This window comes from Pseudanabaena sp. PCC 7367 (assembly GCF_000317065.1).
Taxonomy (GTDB): Bacteria; Cyanobacteriota; Cyanobacteriia; order Pseudanabaenales; family Pseudanabaenaceae; genus Thalassoporum; species Thalassoporum mexicanum.
This window is the reverse complement of sequence record NC_019701.1, coordinates 1,281,046-1,299,022: the sequence shown is the minus strand read 5'-3', so window position 1 is coordinate 1,299,022 and position 17,977 is coordinate 1,281,046. Positions and strand designations below refer to the sequence as shown.

The window sequence follows — 17,977 nt, the reverse complement described above, 5'->3', positions numbered from 1 at the left end:
CAGATTGGTATCTTGGTTATTCAGGTTGAAGGGGGGCGGGCTGAGCCATTTCTACCAGGAACTGCAATGCCCTGACAATATACTGAGCGCAAACATCCGGTGGCTGATCATAAAAGGATTGCCATGCTTCCGCTTTGTGCTTATCATAATCACCCTTGCTAATCGTCAATTGAACAGGTGATTTGGTCGATCTGGGCGATCGTGATGCTTGCCCTTTTGCTAAGGGACTAGTTTGAGTGGATTGAGGAACGCTGCCTGTTGGGGTGAGTGCTTCAGTGCCATTACCAGCCCTAGCCCGCTTCACATGCTGATCCAGCCAGGCCAATCGCACCGCATGACCAGTTACCACGTCCAGCACAATGTAATCTTCGATCATTAAATCGGGATTGCGTTTCACTAGCGCCACCATTGCCAGCAGTGCTTCGATCGTTAATTGGCGGTATTGCGGTGCCTGGATCTTATTGAGCAAATGATCAATTCGCATCGCAAAATTCTTTTCGCCGGGGGTCATTTCTGAAAGAATTAGCTCACTTTCAAGGCGATTGCGACGTTCCAACTTGTCCCCAATCACCAGCCCCTTGCAGTGTTGCAATAATTGCCAAATATCGGGATAGAAGTTACTGGGCACCATTGTTACGATGCTGTTGCGGCGTTTTTCATGCCAGGTGCCGGTAGGTAGTTCCGCTTCGTCATTAGTTTCGATCGCAATGTCCCAGCTAATATCACCGCGCTTGGCTCCCAGTTGGAGGGATTCTTGTTGGAACACCAACTGTTGCTGTTGGGCATAGTTCGCCAGAATTCGATAAAGCCGATCCTTAATCTCAAAGGGACTAAGTTGCATTAGGCGATCGTGGGCTTCATCCTGCTCGATCTGCAATTCCCGGGCCAGGTCACTAATTAATAACAAAATTAAATAACCAGTCCGCAGGGTTAACATGCCTGCAAACAAATCCGCATCGGACTTGAGCAACATGCTGGAATAAATGAGAATCTCCTGGGTCAAAACCCGATCGCGGATATCTTCACCACAGAATTCGTCAATCTTGCTAATAATCTCCTGGGCACGCATTGGCCGCACCAAGAGCGAAGCCTCTGAATAGGATTTCCCGACCGAAATTTGCTTTTGGCGCACCAGAATGTCGGTCACCGCATCGGATAGGCCAATATAGGTTTTGTTGAGCAAACCGGCCGCCCGACGTACCACCGCCCAAAACCGATAGGTTCCTGCTTTTTGGTATACCTCATCGAGCAAATCTGCCACCGAAACCAATTGATGCACCCCTTCCCAATAGGTGTTGTATTCTAGCCCCTGCAATCGATGTAGGGTTTGTAATAACTCAATCTGCTCATAGAGATTATCCGATTGCCGAATGTTGTGTAGCAGGGCTTGAATATCAGTTTCATACTCCAGGGTGAATTCCTCAGTATGGCTAATCGGATAGCTTTTATCAACATCAAATTTGAGGAAATAGCGCGGTGCGATCGCGTTCTGCAAGGGAGCTGCATCAAATTCAAATTCATGCAAAAAATCAATCCGCTCCCGTCCAGCGGTCAGAGCCAGTTGTGCCATCGGCCCCAATCGTACCTGTACACCAGCACATTCACCATTTTTTAATTCCTGGATCAGCGCCAGCAACGCATCCCTACCACTTTTAAGCATGGTGTGGGTGATTAAGATTGCCAGAGTAGGGCGACCAGGGGCATGCCAGTGATTACGAATATAGTTCAGCTCTCCTTTGAGTTGATCGATTAGGAAATGATAGTCAAGGGTGAGATAGAATTCTTCTTGATCGAGAAAGGAAGGCAGAAATATCACTGGCTCATTGCGAATTTGAAACACATGGGCAGTAGTCAGGCTACGCAATCGTCTGATTGGCCTGCCACTCAATCCTAATTTGTCATTCCGGCCAATTTGCGCATAGGCCTGTGCTAGTTCCCTGGCATTACGCACTTGAATCGGCGCGACTTGCTGGGGGGTTTGGGTAATAATATTAAAGTTCTCTAGCGACTGTTGTAATTCTTGATCTTCAGCGATCAGTGCCACTTGCACCACTGGTTCACGGTGGGAGCCGATGCGAAGTCGTCGATTGAGTGGATCAATATCAGCAACGTTGATTAACCCCTCTTCGACCAGTTGCCCTAAAATATATAAACTCTGCGCCCAGACCAGGGGCACATTGGGGTTGGGCGATCGCTTCTGGCTACCGGGCATCGCTTTTTCAGCTTCAATCTTGTCCGCTGGCACATAGTAAATCTCTGGCAACAGATGCCACCCATCTTGCTCTACGGTAGTGGTTTGTAATAGCTCTTTGTAGGTTTTAACTTGCGCATCATCGCCCCGAAATAATCCATCCAGGAATAGATAAGTAAAAAACAGCGGCCATTCACTTTCAATGTGCTGGAATTTCAATAACTCCTGGGGTTCGTAATGCAACCGCGAAGTATCTTCCAGAATAGTTTGATGGCCATCGCGCAGGAATCGTTTACAGCCATATTTGCCCTGCAACTTGGTAATCACTTCATAGCGGGTGAGATTGACCAGTTGGCGATTTTCGATCGCAAAGGCGGGGAAGCTAATGATGCTCAAAAGTGCCGCATCGATCTCCTTGGAATTGGATTCACGCGGCAAGAGCGATTCGAGCGTAATCTGCGATCGGGCAATTTCATCGGGTAATACATGAATTACCGAAGCCTGGCTACCGCGTACGCCAAATAAATCCAAACCATTGATCGCTTCCAGGGCAGCCTTGGCCATGCCGATCGAGCTACAGTTTAGTTCAGGATTGCCGCGATTGATTTTATTGCCCCGCTCCCAGATGCCATAGTCCGGCGTGCGATAGGTGCGGCCAATGTAATAGACCAGATTTTGAACAAAGTTAACCTCATCGAGGGTGTAAATAATCGCTAAGCCAGAACTGGTCATCTGCGCCAGCATCAGCAAATAGAGCGAAGTGGCATCCAGTTGTAAATGCCCCCATTCCGCATCACCCACCACCACATCGCCAGTGTGGGTGTCATATTTGGCATGGAGTGAATCGAGGAGAGCCTGGTTGTGCTTAAAGTCTTCTAACTTATGAGCCTGACGCATCATTGCCATCAATAGGCCCCGCATCAGCTTAATAACACTGCATTCTAGCTCGTAGGCGCGACCCTGGTTTTCATCCAGCTTGCGATAGGCCAACGCCAATCCCCACACACATAGAATGCTATAGACATTGTCCCGCACCCAGGCATCGGTGTAGTTGCCATGCTCGGTAATCGCGGTGCTGGCCGGCATCAGCCCGGTAATTGCACTCTGGCGTGATAGTACGATCGCTTTGATTTCCTGATAGTGATATTCCAGGCGATCGCGTCGCCGTGCATTTCGATCGATCATGGCTATAGCTTGAGTAGGTTAATCAATTATCTAGTATCTAGGCCTGAACCTGGCTGCGGATGTGTAGTCTGTGGCTAAATCTGGCTGTAGTAGCTGGCGATCTCAAGTGCCAGAAATACTAATTTAACAAACTCTTAACCAAACGCAAATTACGCAATCCCTTTCCTGACATCAAATCCTATTGTTTCCCCATAGATACAATGCAATTGGGACAAAGATTGTAATCGTTTTTATTAAGTTTATCTAATTATCTAATTATCTAATTATCTAACCGGACTCGATATGACTCCTAATGCGGATGTCATCAACCCGGTGATCAAAAGCAGCGATCGCCTAGGGACTGTTCAAATTAAGCTTGCGCAATATTTGGTTTAAAAAATAATTAACTATCCTCAACATTCTGCTTTGCCAGCAACTCCACATCGCCACAGCGATAAAGCGTCATTTTGCGAGATTTGGAATAACGCGATCGCACGGTCGATTCTGCCAAAATTGCCTCCGCCTGCATTGGTAAGCAATTGAGCAGTTGCGCCGCTTGCCCCAGGTTAATCCATTGTTGATTAAACCTGGCCAGGAGGGTTTGATCATCTTCTTGTTCAACTTGGCGCAGTAGTTTTTCTGCCAACAACCAACAGGCCAGCGTATCTGCCTCGGCACGATGCGATCGCCCTACCTCAAATCCATAATGCTTGACCAGATAGGGCAAACTGCGCGAGGGAAGATCGGCCAGTAACAATCTAGCCAGCTTAACCGTACAGAGTTGGGCATTGAGTGGCCGCGAGAAGGGAATCCCCAACCGCCGAAATTCCGCTTGCAAGAAGCCATAGTCAAACTTGAGGTTATGGGCTGTGAATACGCCACTATTGAGGAAATCCAGGCAATCTGGCAATATTGCTGCGATCGGCTCTGCCCCATCTACCATTTCCTGAGTAATGCCGGTGAAATTAACGATCCTGGGTGGCACCACTACGCCGGGATTGAGCAAGTGGGTCTTTTGAGTTTGCACCCCATCCGCCAGACTGGCTTGCAGGATTGATACCTCGATCATGCGATTGCGGCCAGCGGTGGTGCCGGTTGTTTCCACATCAACCACCGTAAAGGTTTGGCGCGTGACCCAGCGATAGAACGCGAGTAAATCCTGCGATCGCTGTGCCGATTGGCTGAGCAGATGGCCATGATTGTCTAGGGCTAGGTTTGAATCGTGATCAGTATAAACATCCAAACTGTTTAAACCTGAATCCTGATTAGAACTTGAGCCAGGATCTAATCTAGCTGCTGGGTTAGAAGGGTTAATATTCACAATGGCGATCGACCAGGATAATAATGAGTGAAATAGAGCAAGGGTTTAATCGTATCAAGATCAATCATAGACCAGTGCAACTGCTAGAGACCTGTTTAGTAAGAATTGCGATCGCTTTGGATGCAATTACTTCTAGCTATAGCGATCTTGCACCATAATTTGCTTGAAGCTATTGCCTAAGCGAGGGATGAAATATCGGTATTCCAAATATCAAAGTATAGGCTTGATCGTAGTTTGGCCGATCGTTAAATAGTTCAATCGTCCCGCCAATGTAAAATGCCTGTTTCAAAAAGCACTAGGGATCGATGACCAACTGGATTGGATCGCCATAATCTAGCCGCAATCGGGATCTGGCACTACCACAATTCACCGCCAGCTCCACCCAACCATTACTACCCACCAGCGCCACCAACTCGCCCATTTTGGCACTGGCATAGGTGTGTCCACCTTTAATTTCCTGGCCACCTAAAATAACTGCCCAATCCTGGCCATCGATCAATTTCGCGGGAATATTAGTAATTAGATTGCCAAACCCGTCGATATATTGAATACATCCGGTGATCTTGCCATCCTCTTGCCACAGATCCGGCAGCTTCAGCTTGACCAAACTGGCGGGGTTAACCTCTTTGCCCAATGATCCGATCGATAGGCCACTGGCCAAATGCGCGCCAACTGGAGCAAAAATATCGCGGCCATGAAAGGTATTGCTGGCCTGGGGCGATCGCCAGTAATCTTGATTGGTTAGTTCCATCGCTACAATGATTTCCGTTTCCGCCAGGATGCCCGTAAAGATGCCATTGTCTGGCCCGACCAGAAAGCCCTCGATCGCGTGGTTATGAAAGGCGATCGCTACGCCCCGTCGATCGCTACCCACGCCGGGATCAACCACCGCCACATGCACAGTGCCAGAGGGGAAATAGGCATAGGTGGATCGCAAGTTATAACTGGCGGCGGCAATATTCTGGGGCAGAATGTCATGGGTCAGATCAATTACGTTTAAATCAGGGCTAATCATGGCGATCGCCCCCTTCATTGCCCCCACATATGCATCCTTTGAGCCAAAATCACTCAAGAGGGTTAAAAATCTCGCCATTGGCTTGCCGTTCCCGTGTTGCTACGCCAATCATATATCAATCTGAATCTAATTATGATCAGGCATTACTCGTAGTTTTAGTCCCTGGATGTAACTGCTTGAGCTTGCTTGGCGGCAGCCGCTTTACGCTCACTGTGGCGATCGGTGAGGTAATCAACCTTGTCGCGCAATAATAGCGTGAATTTATATAGCTCCTCGATCACATCAATGACCCGATCGCGCAAGGAGCCATAGAGAAACAAAATACACGGGGGATGATCGAACTTTCAGCAAAAAACAAGACGCACCCATATAGCCCATATACATAGAGCCAAGGGATACGCCCAATTAGTGATCTATAAATAATATTAGCTAAATAATATTAGCTCAGCCCAGATCATAGAGCCTTTACAATGATCAAGCATAGCAACGGGAGAATCGTGATCTCGGTTGCGATATCAACATTGATGCAGAAGGATGCAGAAGTTTAATTCTGTGTAAATCTAAGTAAATCTAAATAAATCTAAATAAATCTGCGTCAAACAAATCTAGCCAGTCTAGATCGGGGCTAGGTCGATCGCTTTATGCTCAGACTCGCCCATGGTAGTTATGGTAGCTGGGCTAACTTAATTTATTCTTCTGCTTCCTGGCGGCTAGCGGTTTGGATATAGAGAATGAGCAAAAAAGCGGTAGGAATAATTACCACTAAAGCAGTACCGATTAAGCCAATCAGGCTAATTTCCATCGATTCCATTGATTTTCTTATCTCCTAATCTAATCGTTGTAATTAATTAATGAACTATTTTTTGATGACATATTTAATTATAAATCTAACTCGGATTGGTAAATGATTGCTAAACGTTTGGTTAGGCTTGGTGAGGATGATTAGATTTTCGGTCTAGTTTTTGGTCTAATTCGGGAGGGCGATCGCCAATGAAGTATTTTTTCTTAGCTGAGGGTTGGCAAATCAAACGGGTGTGGGAGGCAGGCCAACTTTGGAATGAAATTGCCTGGCGGCGTAAACCCTACATTGAAGCTATGGGTAAATATATGATCGATCGCACTGAGGAAATGTTGCTATTCAAGGTGGAGGATGCCGTGGGCATGATTGAGGTAATGCCATCACCACAGGATTCAACTGGCCAGAGCAATAATCAGCGTAATCAGAGTAATCAGCCTAATCCCACTAGCAACAACCCTGATCAACAATTATCTGCCCCAATCCATCAAGTCCGGATCACCAGATTACTAACCGCCGAACAAGTGTTAGAGAGAATTACGCCGATCGATCAACTTAACTAATTATTAAGTTAACTAGTACCTTGTCAGATTTGGATTGATGAGCAGGTATTTAGCAGATCGCTTTCTACACAAGCATTCTAAAATACATTTACCCATCCCAACTACATTGACAGAGCACTAGATCAAACCTGATTAAAATCAGTGCAATCCCAAATAATCGCTAAGTCAGGCTCAGGATTATGTTTTTCAGTTGATCGCCTCAGATAATCAGATAATCAGATAAAAGATTGGGAGTTACCAAGATCTTGTCATCTTGTAAATTAAGCCTGTTGTTCCTCCTCGGTCGGCACTTCCACCTCTAGTTTGGGTTGATAACGGGTGAACTGATAGACAAACGTGGCTAATACTGCACCGATCGCCATAGCTGCTAGATACTTAACCAATTCCAACCAAGTACCCGCCGCGATCGCAAAAATAAATGGCACCACCGGATTCAAAATGCCCGCCTGAGCAGATCCAGCAAAAAATGACAACATGGCGATCGCCGCACCGATAATTACACCTGCCAACGGTCTGGCATCAGGGCAAATCCGACAATCTCCCGTCGCCACACTAAAAATAGTAAACACCAAAAAACCGGTAGTAAAAACTTCCAGGCCAAATGAAACCGGGGAACCCATCACCGGAGCCGCCGCCACCCAATCAAATCCAGGTACAGTAATGAATAGCAAAATCATCGCCACGATCGCACCGAGCACCTGAGCCGCCACATATCGAAAAAATTGTCCCTGGGGAAATCGACCACTGGTCAAAAACCCAAGCGTCACTGCCGGATTGACATGGGCTCCAGAAATAGTCCCCACACCATAAATAATCAACATCAAAACCGCACCAGTGGCCACACTTGCCTCCGCAGGCGCAACGCCGCCACCACTAAAAGCATTGATGCCGATCGCCATGAACACCAGCACCGCTGTGCCGATCAACTCGCAAAACTCTTTAATCAAGTTACCTTTAAACATAAGATCCCAACTTCAAAAAATGGCAATTAGATTATCTTATGCAATCGCTCCACCAGGCTTTTTATGACTGTTTTTGTTATAAAGCGCAAAGAACTACAGCCATAATAAACTTGTTGCGATTCAGTGAATTTAGCAATTAGAGCCTAGCTAGGTGGCAAAATTACCCGATCGATAATTTGAATATTGCCATTACTCGCCTTCACATCAGGGATAATCACGCTGGCCTGATTAACTAGCACCCGATCCCTTTGCGCATCAATCTCGATCGTCAACGCAGTTCCGGCTAAGGTGTTTAATTCCCCTGGTTCCATCTCTTCTGCTAGCAATTGCTCCGGCACAATGTGATAGGACAGCACCTTTTCCAGTTGTGCTTTGTTCTCTGGTTTGAGCAGTTGCTCAAGGGTTCCGGCTGGCAAATCAGCAAAGGCTTCGTCTGCGGGTGCAAATACTGTATATGAACCATCTTGATCCAGCTTGGCCATTAAATCTGTGGTGGCTAGGGCATCGCTAAAAATGCTGAAGGTTGGTTCATTCTTAGCGATCGCCGCGATCGTCAGGCTTGGTGGTTCTGGCTCGGCCGCGATCGGGGCAGCCGGTTCATTATTATTCTGGTCATTTGTAGTAGTAGCGGTTTCTACCACCGTCGTGGTTGCAGTATCCGGAGCAGCTTCAGTTGTAGCGGTTGAACCATTGGTAGAACAGGCCTGGAGACCAAGTGCGCTCACCACCAGGGCGATCGATACGATGCGGATTGAAACAGAAAACCTACCTGTAGGTCGTAGGTTAGTAAAAGTTCTTAGGAACATGGCGGAGTCTGATAAACCTTAAATTTAAGCAATAGATTAAGAACAAATTTTTTGGCAACTATTTGTTTACCAAGCCCAATTTATTGCCTCCCCATTAAGCCGAATCAGACTCTCAGAGCAGCTTGATCTAATTTATTGGGCAACAATATTGATTTTATCTTAACCTATGCTTAACCAAGGCTTAATTGCCTCTGCCTATGTCCCTCTGCCTATGTCAGCGGTTGCTGAATTAAGAGTGGATTGAATGAGTATTTAAGGATCGATTCAATTAACCACTTGCCGTGATGCTAATTAATAACTAAAGCTAGAAACACTTGCTTAGACTCTAATTGTGGTTGGGTTTAGGCTATTGTACTAAACGTGATAAATCCGATTGCTGTAACGTTACAAGTCAGCCCTGCTCTATTACTCTAGCTAGGCCAAAATCAGACAAAATTAGACTAAGATGCAAATAGTAGCAATTTTCAATAATTAGCTCCTAATCAATGAAGCGATATCGATAAAACGATTGGCTTTGGCATAATGCATAATTAATCACGCAAATTGGATTACGGGGGCAATTGCTGATTATTAATTAACCAATATTCAGCATTACAACTCAAGCAAATTGCGATCGATTAACTAGGCTCCAATCGCATCGCATCGCATCGCATCGTAAGGTTAAACTTTACAACCGTAGTGAACATCTGCACCTAAGGCTGATTAAAGCTAACTAGTACCCGACCAATTTAAATATGAGGGATCGCAATCTAGACAGAGTAACTACTCGATCAAAGCAGCAATCATCATAATTTTTGTGGTTGACTACTAGGCGTACAAAACATCAATCAATAAGTAAGTAAAACCCATGGCAAGTCTCTTCCTGGAACGTCTGCACAGTAGCGATCGCCCCGTGATTGTTTTTGATGGGGCAATGGGAACCAATTTGCAAGTCCAAAACCTGACTGCGGCTGATTTTGGCGGTGCCGAATATGAAGGTTGTAATGAGTATTTATTGATTTCTAAGCCGGAAGCGGTGGCCAAGGTACATCGGGATTTTCTGGCGGCGGGTGCGGATGTAATCGAAACCGATACATTTGGGGCAAATGCACTGGTGCTGGCTGAATACGACATTGCCGAAATGGCCTATGAGTTGAATAAAAAGGCAGCGGAGTTGGCCAAATCCGTAGCCGCAGAATTCTCTACCCCTGAAAAACCAAGGTTTGTGGCCGGATCATTGGGGCCAACCACCAAACTGCCCACCCTGCTGCACATTGACTTTGATGCGATGAAGCAGTCCTACATCGAGCAGGTAGAAGGTCTATATGATGGTGGTGTAGATTTGCTGATCGTTGAGACCTGCCAGGATGTCTTGCAGATCAAGGTAGCTCTCAATGCGATCGAAGAGGCGTTTCAGCGTAAGGGCAATCGGCTGCCCGTGATTGTGTCGGTGACAATGGAAACCACTGGCACGATGCTGGTGGGCACAGATATTTCGGCGGTGGTTACGATCCTGGCCCCCTACAAAATTGACGTGTTGGGGCTCAACTGCGCCACCGGCCCTGACAAAATGGTCGAACATATTCGCTATTTATCAGAAAATTCACCCTTCGTAATTTCCTGTATTCCCAATGCGGGCTTGCCGGAAAATGTGGGTGGACAGGCATTCTACAAACTCACGCCGCCGGAATTAAAAGAGCATCTCAGTATCTTTGTGAAGGATTTAGGTGTCCAGGTGATCGGCGGTTGTTGTGGCACTCGCCCCGAACACATTGCCCAATTAGCAGCGATCGCTCAGGAATTACATCCCGCTAGCCGAGGTGAAAATGGCAGTGCGCCCCAACCAGTGCCAGCCGCCGCCTCGATCTATGGCTCTCAACCCTATGACCAAGATAATTCGTTCTTGATTGTGGGTGAACGGCTCAATGCCAGTGGCTCGAAAAAATGCCGCGAAATGCTTAACGCTGAAGAATGGGATGGATTGGTGGCACTGGCGCGATCGCAGGTCAAAGAAGGTGCCCATATCCTAGATGTCAACGTTGATTATGTGGGTAGAGATGGCGATCGGGATATGCATGAACTGGTGTCGCGGTTGGTGACCAATGTGACGCTGCCGCTGATGCTCGACTCGACTGAGGCATCCAAGATGGAGGCGGGGCTGAAGGTGGCCGGGGGTAAGTGCATCCTTAATTCCACCAACTATGAAGACGGCGAGCCAAGATTTGCTCAGGTGATCGAATTGGCCAAAGCCTATGGCGCTGGGGTGGTAATTGGCACGATCGATGAAGATGGGATGGCACGGACGGCCGAGAAAAAATTTGAAATTGCCAAGCGTGCCTACGATCAATGCACCAAAGAATTTGGTCTGCCGCCCTATGAATTATTTTTCGATCCCCTGGCGCTGCCTGTTTCGACTGGGATCGAAGAAGATCGCCGCAATGGTGCTGCCACCCTCGAAGCGATCGAACGGATCACCAATGAGCTACCCGGCTGTCATATTGTGCTGGGGGTTTCTAATGTGTCATTTGGCCTCAATTCAGCCTCGCGGATTGTGCTTAATTCGGTGTTTCTCGATCTAGCCCGTAAGGTGGGTCTGGATTCGGCGATCGTCCATGCCAGCAAAATTCTGCCCCTCAATCGGATTAAAGCAGAAGAACAGAAAGTGGCACGGCAGATTATCTTTGACGAGCGTAAATTTGAAAATGATATTTGTGTCTATGATCCGCTTACCACATTTACGGAAATGTTTGCCGGCGCAACCACCAAACGGCTCAAGAGTGACACCAAGAACTTACCGATCGAAGAACAACTTAAGCAAAGGGTGATCGATGGCGATCGGGTTGGCTTTGATGAAGTCCTGGCTAAGGCCATGGAAAAATATCCGCCCCTGGATATTATTAATAATTTCCTGCTCGATGGCATGAAGGTGGTGGGTGAGTTGTTTGGCTCTGGTCAGATGCAATTGCCTTTTGTGTTGCAATCGGCAGAAACGATGAAATCAGCAGTGGCTTACCTGGAGCCGCACATGGAGAAAATTGAAGGTAGCAATAAGGGTGTCTTTGTGATCGCCACGGTCAAGGGCGATGTCCATGACATTGGTAAAAACCTGGTCGATATTATCCTGTCTAATAATGGTTACAAGGTAGTCAACCTGGGGATCAAGCAGCCAGTTGATAATATTATTGCCGCCTACGAAGAACACAAGGCCGATTGTATTGCCATGAGTGGCTTGCTGGTCAAATCCACTGCCTTCATGAAAGACAATCTGGAAGAATTCAATCGACGCGGCATTGATGTGCCCGTGATTCTTGGTGGCGCTGCCTTGACCAAAAAGTTTGTAGAACAAGATTGCCAGAATGCCTACCAGGGGCGGGTGGTCTATGGCAAGGATGCCTTCTCTGACCTGAATTTTATGGATGCCTATATGCCAGCCAAGCAATCGGGCGAGTGGGATAACCTCAAGGGCTTCTTGAATGGACATGGTAGTAATGGCAGCGATCCCACCTTAACCGAGCCAGCCCAGAGCGAAAATGGCCAAGCGCCTGATTCTAATGCGGCAGCAGCACCAAAAGAAGCAGAACCGATCGAAATTGATACCCGCCGATCGGAGATCGTGGCGATCGATATTCCCCGCCCCCAACCGCCATTCTGGGGTACTCAAATATTAACTGGGGATGATATTCCCTTTGATGAGGTGTTCTGGTATTTGGACTTGCAAGCGCTGATCGCTGGCCAATGGCAGTTCCGCAAGCCCAGGGAGCAAACCCGCGAGGAATATGATGCCTTTTTGGCGGAAAAAGTCTATCCGATCCTGGAGGAGTGGAAAGCCAAGATTAAGGCCGAGAAGCTACTCCATCCCCAGGTAGTCTATGGTTATTTCCCGGTGCAGGCAGAGGGCAATGATGTTTATGTCTATGATCCCGCTGCCGAAGGCAAAGTAACCGAAGTAATCAACCAGTTTAATTTCCCGCGCCAGAAAACCAAGCGCCGCCTTTGTATTGCTGACTTTTTTGCGCCTAAGGATTCCGGCGTTGTGGATGTGTTCCCGATGCAGGCAGTCACGATGGGGCAGATTGCCACCGACTACGCGCAGGAGCTTTTCCAGGGCGATCGCTATACTGACTATCTCTATTTCCACGGCATCGCAGTGCAGATGGCGGAAGCATTGGCGGAATGGACCCATGCCAGGGTGCGGCGGGAGTTGGGCTTTGGTGACGAAGATCCCAATAACATCCGGGATATGTTGCAGCAGCGCTATCGTGGCTCTCGGTATAGTTTTGGTTATCCGGCTTGCCCAAAGATTGCCGATCAATACAAGCAGATTGAACTGCTAGGCACCGATCGAATTGGCTTGACGATGGATGAGAGTGAACAGCTCGATCCAGAGCAATCGACCACGGCGATTATTACTTATCATCCGACTGCTAAATATTTCAATACCTAACCATATTGGTTTTCCCTTGCCAATATCTAAGCAGTTAAAAATACTGAATTTTACTCTTTCTTAGCCATAAACCTGTAAAATTAATTGCAGGTTTATTTGTCTCGACTATATCAAACTGGGAAATGAAGTGGAAGAAAATAACGATTCTATCCAACTACCAATTGAGCTGAAAAATCCGAAAGGCGATAAGGTTTTGATGAAGCTCACTCCTGAAGCTGATCCTGACGGTCTCATAAGCCGTCTTAATATGGAAAAAATACCTTCAGATGATAGTTTGAATCGAATTCTTGGCACAATACCTTCAGTTGCCTCAGCATTTGCTTTAAGCCAAAGTTTCAGAATCATTATGCCTGCCGGAGTTCTTGGTAATCTTATGCATCTGGTAAAAGACCCTGCTATGAGTGGTTTACTAACAACATCTGTTGTTGGCTCTAGCGGGGGAATTGTTGCAACCGCAGGCTTAGCAAGCATGACTGGTTTTGTTGCGCCATTAGTTGTCTGGACAATTTTGGCATTCTTAACCGGACAGTTTTTTCTCTCCCATATTGAAAGAAACACTCGTGCCATATTTGAACAGCTACAGAAAATTTTATTTTTTTTAGTAGCCCGTGAAGAAAGCGATTTACGTGCAAGAATTGAATTTCTACGTTATGTCAGTGATAACTTCAGGGCATTGCGCGAAAATTCAGAGATGCGTATTGCGACGCTAACTAACCTCCAAAAGGTTAATACCGAATCTTTAGCAAGCTTAAAGCTTTGGACATACAACATACAGAATGAACTTAGTGACATAACGCAATCAATTGATTTTGTTAAAAGCAAAAAGAAGATAAGGGACAACGTTGGCAAGGTTGCTGATAGTATTGAGGAGACAAGACGGCATACTAATCGTGCAGTTGCCTCTTGGCAGTGCTATTGCCTAGGGATTGCACTAGAAATTCAGCTAGGATATATGTTTGATCTTTCCTTGCTTACATATACGAAAAAAAATCTTTCTCGCCAATCCAAGGATTTAAAGACAGAGCTACAGAAAGCAGAAAACATATGGAATGATTTGAAGAATATATCCTACTTTAATGAGTCCAATAAATTCAAGGCTGGTGAGCTACATGCAGTTGGAGTGGAACTAGCTGAATTTTCAACAAGGATTGATAATTCTATTGTATCTACTAAGCAATACATTGATTCTCTAGAAAATTTAGAGAAAAATGGGGCAAATTTACTGTATTATAATAAGTCGTTTTATCGTCCTACGCAGGGTGCCATACCTTCCGGCAAAGATAAAATCTAGCAAGGTCTCAATATTAAAATCAATTACGGTAAAGCTTGCGCCATATAATCACCCCATAAACTCGCCGCCAACGAACTAGACCCATTGGTTACTCCCTCGTCATTGCCTAGCCAAACCGCCGTCAGGGTTTGCCGTTGCGGTGCAATGCCAATGAACCAGAGATCGCGGCTACTGTCGGTGGTGCCCGTCTTGCCGATCACCCCTGCTTGAGGGATTGCTGCCGATCGCCCCGTGCCATATTGCACCACGCCGCGCATCATACTAGCCATGGTGTCTGCTACGCCTGGATCGATCGCCTGCCGGGGTTCCAAGTCGATCGCCGCATCAAAAATGACCCGACAGGTGGTGTAGTTTTGATAATCTTCGCAGTCCTTGCCATCCAGAATGCGTCTGATTGCGTGGGGTTTAATATACTGGCCGCGATTGGCGATCGCCCCATAGGCTGCGGCCATCTCCAGCATATTCACCTCAAATCCGCCCAAAACCACATTAGTATTTGGTTCTAGCTCCGCCGATTCAATTCCCAGATTGCGTGCTGTCCGGATTACATTATTAAAACCCGCTGCCTCAGCTACCCGCACCGCTACCACGTTCTCAGAAAAGGCGAAGCCATCATACATATTAATGTTGCCACTGCCACCATTACTGCACCCACCCAGACCAAAACCAGGATTACAGGAAAAAGTGCGGGATGGGTTGATGCCGCGATCGATCGCCGCCGCATAACTAAACAGCTTGAACGTAGAACCAGGCTGACGTAGCGATTGAGAGACTCGATTAAACTGGCTTTGTTCATAATCAACCCCACCCACCAGCGCCAGGATCGAACCATCGCCGGTGTCAGTGGTGACGATCGCCCCCTGGGAATAGCCAAACGATGCCCCGTTACCATTAACTGACCGTTGAAGTGCGGCGATCGCCTGCCTTTGCATGTTTAAATCCAGGCTGGTTTCCACAATTAAATTGCCCTCAAAGGCAAAATCATCGCCCAGAATTTCCTCCATTTCCTCAAATACGTAGCTGTAGTAATAGGGCGCGATCGCACTTTGGATATCTTGCCTGGCCGCTTCATTGAGGCGTAGAATCGATCGCCTGGCTCGCTCTGCCTCTTCTGCTTCGATCATGCCCAGTTCCACCATCCGACTGAGGACGCGATCGCGGTATGCCAGCGAAAGATCCTTATCATAGAAAGGATTAATTGCTTCCGGTGCAGGCACCAATCCAGCCAGGGTAGCTGCTTCAGAAAGGGTCAAATCCTTAGCAGGTTTACCAAAATACAATAGTGCCGCATCTTGCAATCCATAGGCACCATTGCCCATATAGATGCGATTGAGGTAAATAGTCAGAATTTCATCTTTGGGATAGGTAAAGGTCAGCTTGATCGCCGCCGCCGCCTCCCGCCATTTCCGACCCAAGGAATCATCCCGCCCCACATAGGTGCGCCCCAGTAGATTACGGGCTAACTGCTGGGTGATCGTGCTGCCCCCCTCGCGCAGTTCTCCCGATTGCACATTAGTTACTACGGCGCGAGCAATCCCCACCGGGTCAATGCCAGGGTTGAGATAAAAGGAGCTGTCTTCTGAGGCAATGATCGCCTGGGGCACGAACTCGCCAAAGTCTTCTAATTCCCTTAGCTCGGTATGCCGGATTGTTTGGGCAGGGCCAAGGGTAGTAGTATTGTCGCCTGCTAGCACTTCCACGGGGCCTTGTTGAGAGACAGGCAGGGGTTTGAGTGCAGGTACTTGCTGTAATTCGATCGCCATGGCTGCCACCACCAAACCGATCATGCCAGCCACACCATAACCGCTATAAAGCAATGCCCGCATATACCAGGGTGGCGGATCGATGTAGCGTACTGTGACGGCGGCTTTGAGTTCCGGTGGCCCCAATGAAACCACGGTATTATGCTTGAGCGGTGCTGATTTCAACCGTTGGCGTTTGCGATAGATGCCATTGGTGGAGCCCTGGTCTTTGATTACAAATTTGGCTTTTTTCTGGCTGCTATCACGTACCAGTTTGGCATGTACCTGGCTGACCAGCGGCGTTTTGACCACAATGTCTGATCTGCTGCTGCTGCGGCCAATGATGTAGCGATCGCCCACCAGGTTATAGCTGTGCGGCTTGGGATCATCGGCAGTTTGGATCAGCAATTTTGGCACTCTGGCTTTTGGTTTGAGTGCTAAGGTTTGACTGATTTTGCCAAGCCGACTCACCAACGGCAGATTCATCACTACCCTGGTTGCCTGCTGCGATACCTTGCTTACCTGGGTGCCTACCTTGGTGCTGATTTGTTTAAACAGCTTGGATTTGCTGGGGTCGGGCATGGGCAAAAAATGCTAAAAACTCTAGTTAGAGTAGCCTTGAATTGGATGAAACAGGGTTTGCTAACGATTACTTTTTTATCTTTTAGCAATCAGCAACTAATTGATCAAACTAGCTCGATCGCCAATATTCATATCGCTCCCACGATCAAACGCTTGGTTTAAGTAGCTTAAACTTAAATGCTGATCCTTTAATAAGGATAGGCACTAATCGGAATTTGTTCCCATAGCTGTCTGCCTGCTTGGTGTGCGGGGCAAAAACTGGGAGAAGCTGCGATCGCTTTTGCTTGAGTTCTGCTCAAACGCAAACTTAGTTAAACATTATATCGCTAGGGTCAAAGTATGATTTTCAAGTTATCGATCGATGACAGGAGTGGCATAAAGTCCATAAAATCCGATCGCCTTAATCTTGATACAGAGGCGTATTTTTTATTTTAAGGCGAAAGATCGATCTGGCCTTGTTGTTCCTGAAGGGTCTGCCAGCCCGGTTGCCACAGCGATCGACGCTTCAAGCCTTTGGCATTGACCCAGAATCGTACCGAATCATCGCAGGCTGCCCGCAGTTCCGCAAAAACAAGCTGACCCAAATTCTGGCGATTGGTGACCACAAAATGCCGCCAACCGAAGGTTTTTTGTTTGGCTGTCCATTTGGAGCCAACTAGGTGAGGGTATTTTTGTTTTTTTGCCATTACTTCAAAACTCGATCATGCATCATCATGCCTTATGCTTTACGCTGATGATAAACGGCTACCTGTTCTAGATTCTCCAGGGATTCTAAAGCAGAGACATCCGTATCTGTATCCCTCACCCATATGGTTAGCTTTTCTAGATTAGTCATTTTTGCTAGGGGCGAAATATCATCTAGATTCTGGTTGCTTAATGTCAGCCTAGTGAAGTGCGTTAATGATGCCAAGGGTCTGAGGTCATAAATCCGATATTCATTACATGGGCCGGTGCATTCGGATAGCCACTCAGGACAACTGGAGGTGCTAGCTATTGTTAGTCCAGACATCGTAGCTAGTTTTTGACTTGCAGACCAGCAATTATCAGTTCCTGCTTCGTCTAAGATCACCTTGATTGTAATCTGAGCTTCGCTGCTCAATTCTTGTCTATGGTTGCACCAA

General features: G+C 47.1%; 11 protein-coding genes and 1 pseudogene. 3 read left to right on the top strand and 9 right to left on the bottom strand.

Annotation, left to right across the window (positions count from 1 at the left end; all coding sequences use genetic code 11):
• Nucleotides 1-16: 16 nt before the first annotated feature.
• The 5 genes and pseudogenes from PSE7367_RS04995 to psbM form a co-directional block, all read right to left on the bottom strand.
• The gene (locus PSE7367_RS04995; RefSeq protein ID WP_015164283.1) at nucleotides 17-3,376 is read right to left on the bottom strand and encodes a glycoside hydrolase family 15 protein; all 3,360 of its coding nucleotides are present in this window, start codon (nucleotides 3,374-3,376) and stop codon (nucleotides 17-19) included.
• Between the two features lie 382 nt (nucleotides 3,377-3,758).
• A complete protein-coding gene (locus PSE7367_RS04990; RefSeq protein ID WP_225882685.1) occupies nucleotides 3,759-4,598 on the bottom strand; it encodes a 3'-5' exonuclease in 840 nt (279 codons plus the stop codon).
• Nucleotides 4,599-4,971: 373 nt separating this feature from the next.
• Nucleotides 4,972-5,769 carry an SAM hydrolase/SAM-dependent halogenase family protein gene (locus PSE7367_RS04985; protein WP_015164279.1) on the bottom strand — a complete coding sequence of 266 codons (798 nt, stop codon included), beginning with the start codon at nucleotides 5,767-5,769 and terminating at the stop codon, nucleotides 4,972-4,974.
• Nucleotides 5,770-5,846: 77 nt separating this feature from the next.
• Nucleotides 5,847-5,990 (bottom strand): annotated as a pseudogene (locus PSE7367_RS21820) (arsenical resistance protein ArsH); the annotation flags it as partial.
• A 389-nt stretch (nucleotides 5,991-6,379) separates the two neighbouring features.
• Nucleotides 6,380-6,493: a photosystem II reaction center protein PsbM gene (gene psbM, locus PSE7367_RS04980; RefSeq protein ID WP_041699068.1), complete on the bottom strand. Its 114-nt coding sequence runs from the start codon at nucleotides 6,491-6,493 to the stop codon at nucleotides 6,380-6,382.
• Between the two features lie 188 nt (nucleotides 6,494-6,681).
• Here psbM and PSE7367_RS04975 point away from each other — a divergent pair, with 188 nt between their 5' ends.
• Nucleotides 6,682-7,050, top strand: a complete 369-nt coding sequence (locus tag PSE7367_RS04975) for a hypothetical protein (RefSeq protein ID WP_015164277.1) — start codon at nucleotides 6,682-6,684, stop codon at nucleotides 7,048-7,050.
• A gap of 260 nt (nucleotides 7,051-7,310) precedes the next feature.
• Here the strand turns inward: PSE7367_RS04975 and PSE7367_RS20180 are convergent, their stop codons facing one another.
• Together PSE7367_RS20180 and PSE7367_RS20175 are read right to left on the bottom strand one after the other, a co-directional pair.
• Entirely contained in the window at nucleotides 7,311-8,012 is a 702-nt protein-coding gene (locus tag PSE7367_RS20180; protein WP_015164276.1) for an aquaporin, read from the bottom strand.
• Between the two features lie 143 nt (nucleotides 8,013-8,155).
• Nucleotides 8,156-8,818 (bottom strand): fasciclin domain-containing protein, encoded by a 663-nt coding sequence (locus PSE7367_RS20175; protein ID WP_015164275.1) that lies wholly within the window; start codon nucleotides 8,816-8,818, stop codon nucleotides 8,156-8,158.
• Between the two features lie 847 nt (nucleotides 8,819-9,665).
• Here PSE7367_RS20175 and metH point away from each other — a divergent pair.
• Nucleotides 9,666-13,241 carry a methionine synthase gene (gene metH, locus PSE7367_RS04960; protein WP_015164274.1) on the top strand — a complete coding sequence of 1,192 codons (3,576 nt, stop codon included), beginning with the start codon at nucleotides 9,666-9,668 and terminating at the stop codon, nucleotides 13,239-13,241.
• A 127-nt stretch (nucleotides 13,242-13,368) separates the two neighbouring features.
• Nucleotides 13,369-14,532 (top strand): hypothetical protein, encoded by a 1,164-nt coding sequence (locus PSE7367_RS04955; protein ID WP_015164273.1) that lies wholly within the window; start codon nucleotides 13,369-13,371, stop codon nucleotides 14,530-14,532.
• A gap of 23 nt (nucleotides 14,533-14,555) precedes the next feature.
• On the opposite strand, the gene PSE7367_RS04950 is transcribed toward PSE7367_RS04955, so the two are convergent.
• Nucleotides 14,556-16,856: a transglycosylase domain-containing protein gene (locus PSE7367_RS04950; RefSeq protein ID WP_015164272.1), complete on the bottom strand. Its 2,301-nt coding sequence runs from the start codon at nucleotides 16,854-16,856 to the stop codon at nucleotides 14,556-14,558.
• Nucleotides 16,857-17,287: 431 nt separating this feature from the next.
• Nucleotides 17,288-17,542 carry a TIGR02450 family Trp-rich protein gene (locus PSE7367_RS04945; protein WP_015164271.1) on the bottom strand — a complete coding sequence of 85 codons (255 nt, stop codon included), beginning with the start codon at nucleotides 17,540-17,542 and terminating at the stop codon, nucleotides 17,288-17,290.
• Between the last annotated feature and the right edge of the window lie 435 nt (nucleotides 17,543-17,977).

Excerpts from the sequence above, each read along its gene's own strand:
- PSE7367_RS04995 (WP_015164283.1), bottom strand. The coding sequence starts at position 3,376 with ATGATCGATCGAAATGCACGGCGACGCGATCGCCTGGAATATCACTAT.
- PSE7367_RS04950 (WP_015164272.1), bottom strand. The coding sequence starts at position 16,856 with ATGCCCGACCCCAGCAAATCCAAGCTGTTTAAACAAATCAGCACCAAG.
- PSE7367_RS04945 (WP_015164271.1), bottom strand. The coding sequence starts at position 17,542 with ATGGCAAAAAAACAAAAATACCCTCACCTAGTTGGCTCCAAATGGACA.
- PSE7367_RS04975 (WP_015164277.1), top strand. The coding sequence starts at position 6,682 with ATGAAGTATTTTTTCTTAGCTGAGGGTTGGCAAATCAAACGGGTGTGG.
- PSE7367_RS04985 (WP_015164279.1), bottom strand. The coding sequence starts at position 5,769 with ATGGCGAGATTTTTAACCCTCTTGAGTGATTTTGGCTCAAAGGATGCA.
- PSE7367_RS20180 (WP_015164276.1), bottom strand. The coding sequence starts at position 8,012 with ATGTTTAAAGGTAACTTGATTAAAGAGTTTTGCGAGTTGATCGGCACA.
- metH (WP_015164274.1), top strand. The coding sequence starts at position 9,666 with ATGGCAAGTCTCTTCCTGGAACGTCTGCACAGTAGCGATCGCCCCGTG.
- PSE7367_RS20175 (WP_015164275.1), bottom strand. The coding sequence starts at position 8,818 with ATGTTCCTAAGAACTTTTACTAACCTACGACCTACAGGTAGGTTTTCT.
- psbM (WP_041699068.1), bottom strand. The coding sequence starts at position 6,493 with ATGGAAATTAGCCTGATTGGCTTAATCGGTACTGCTTTAGTGGTAATT.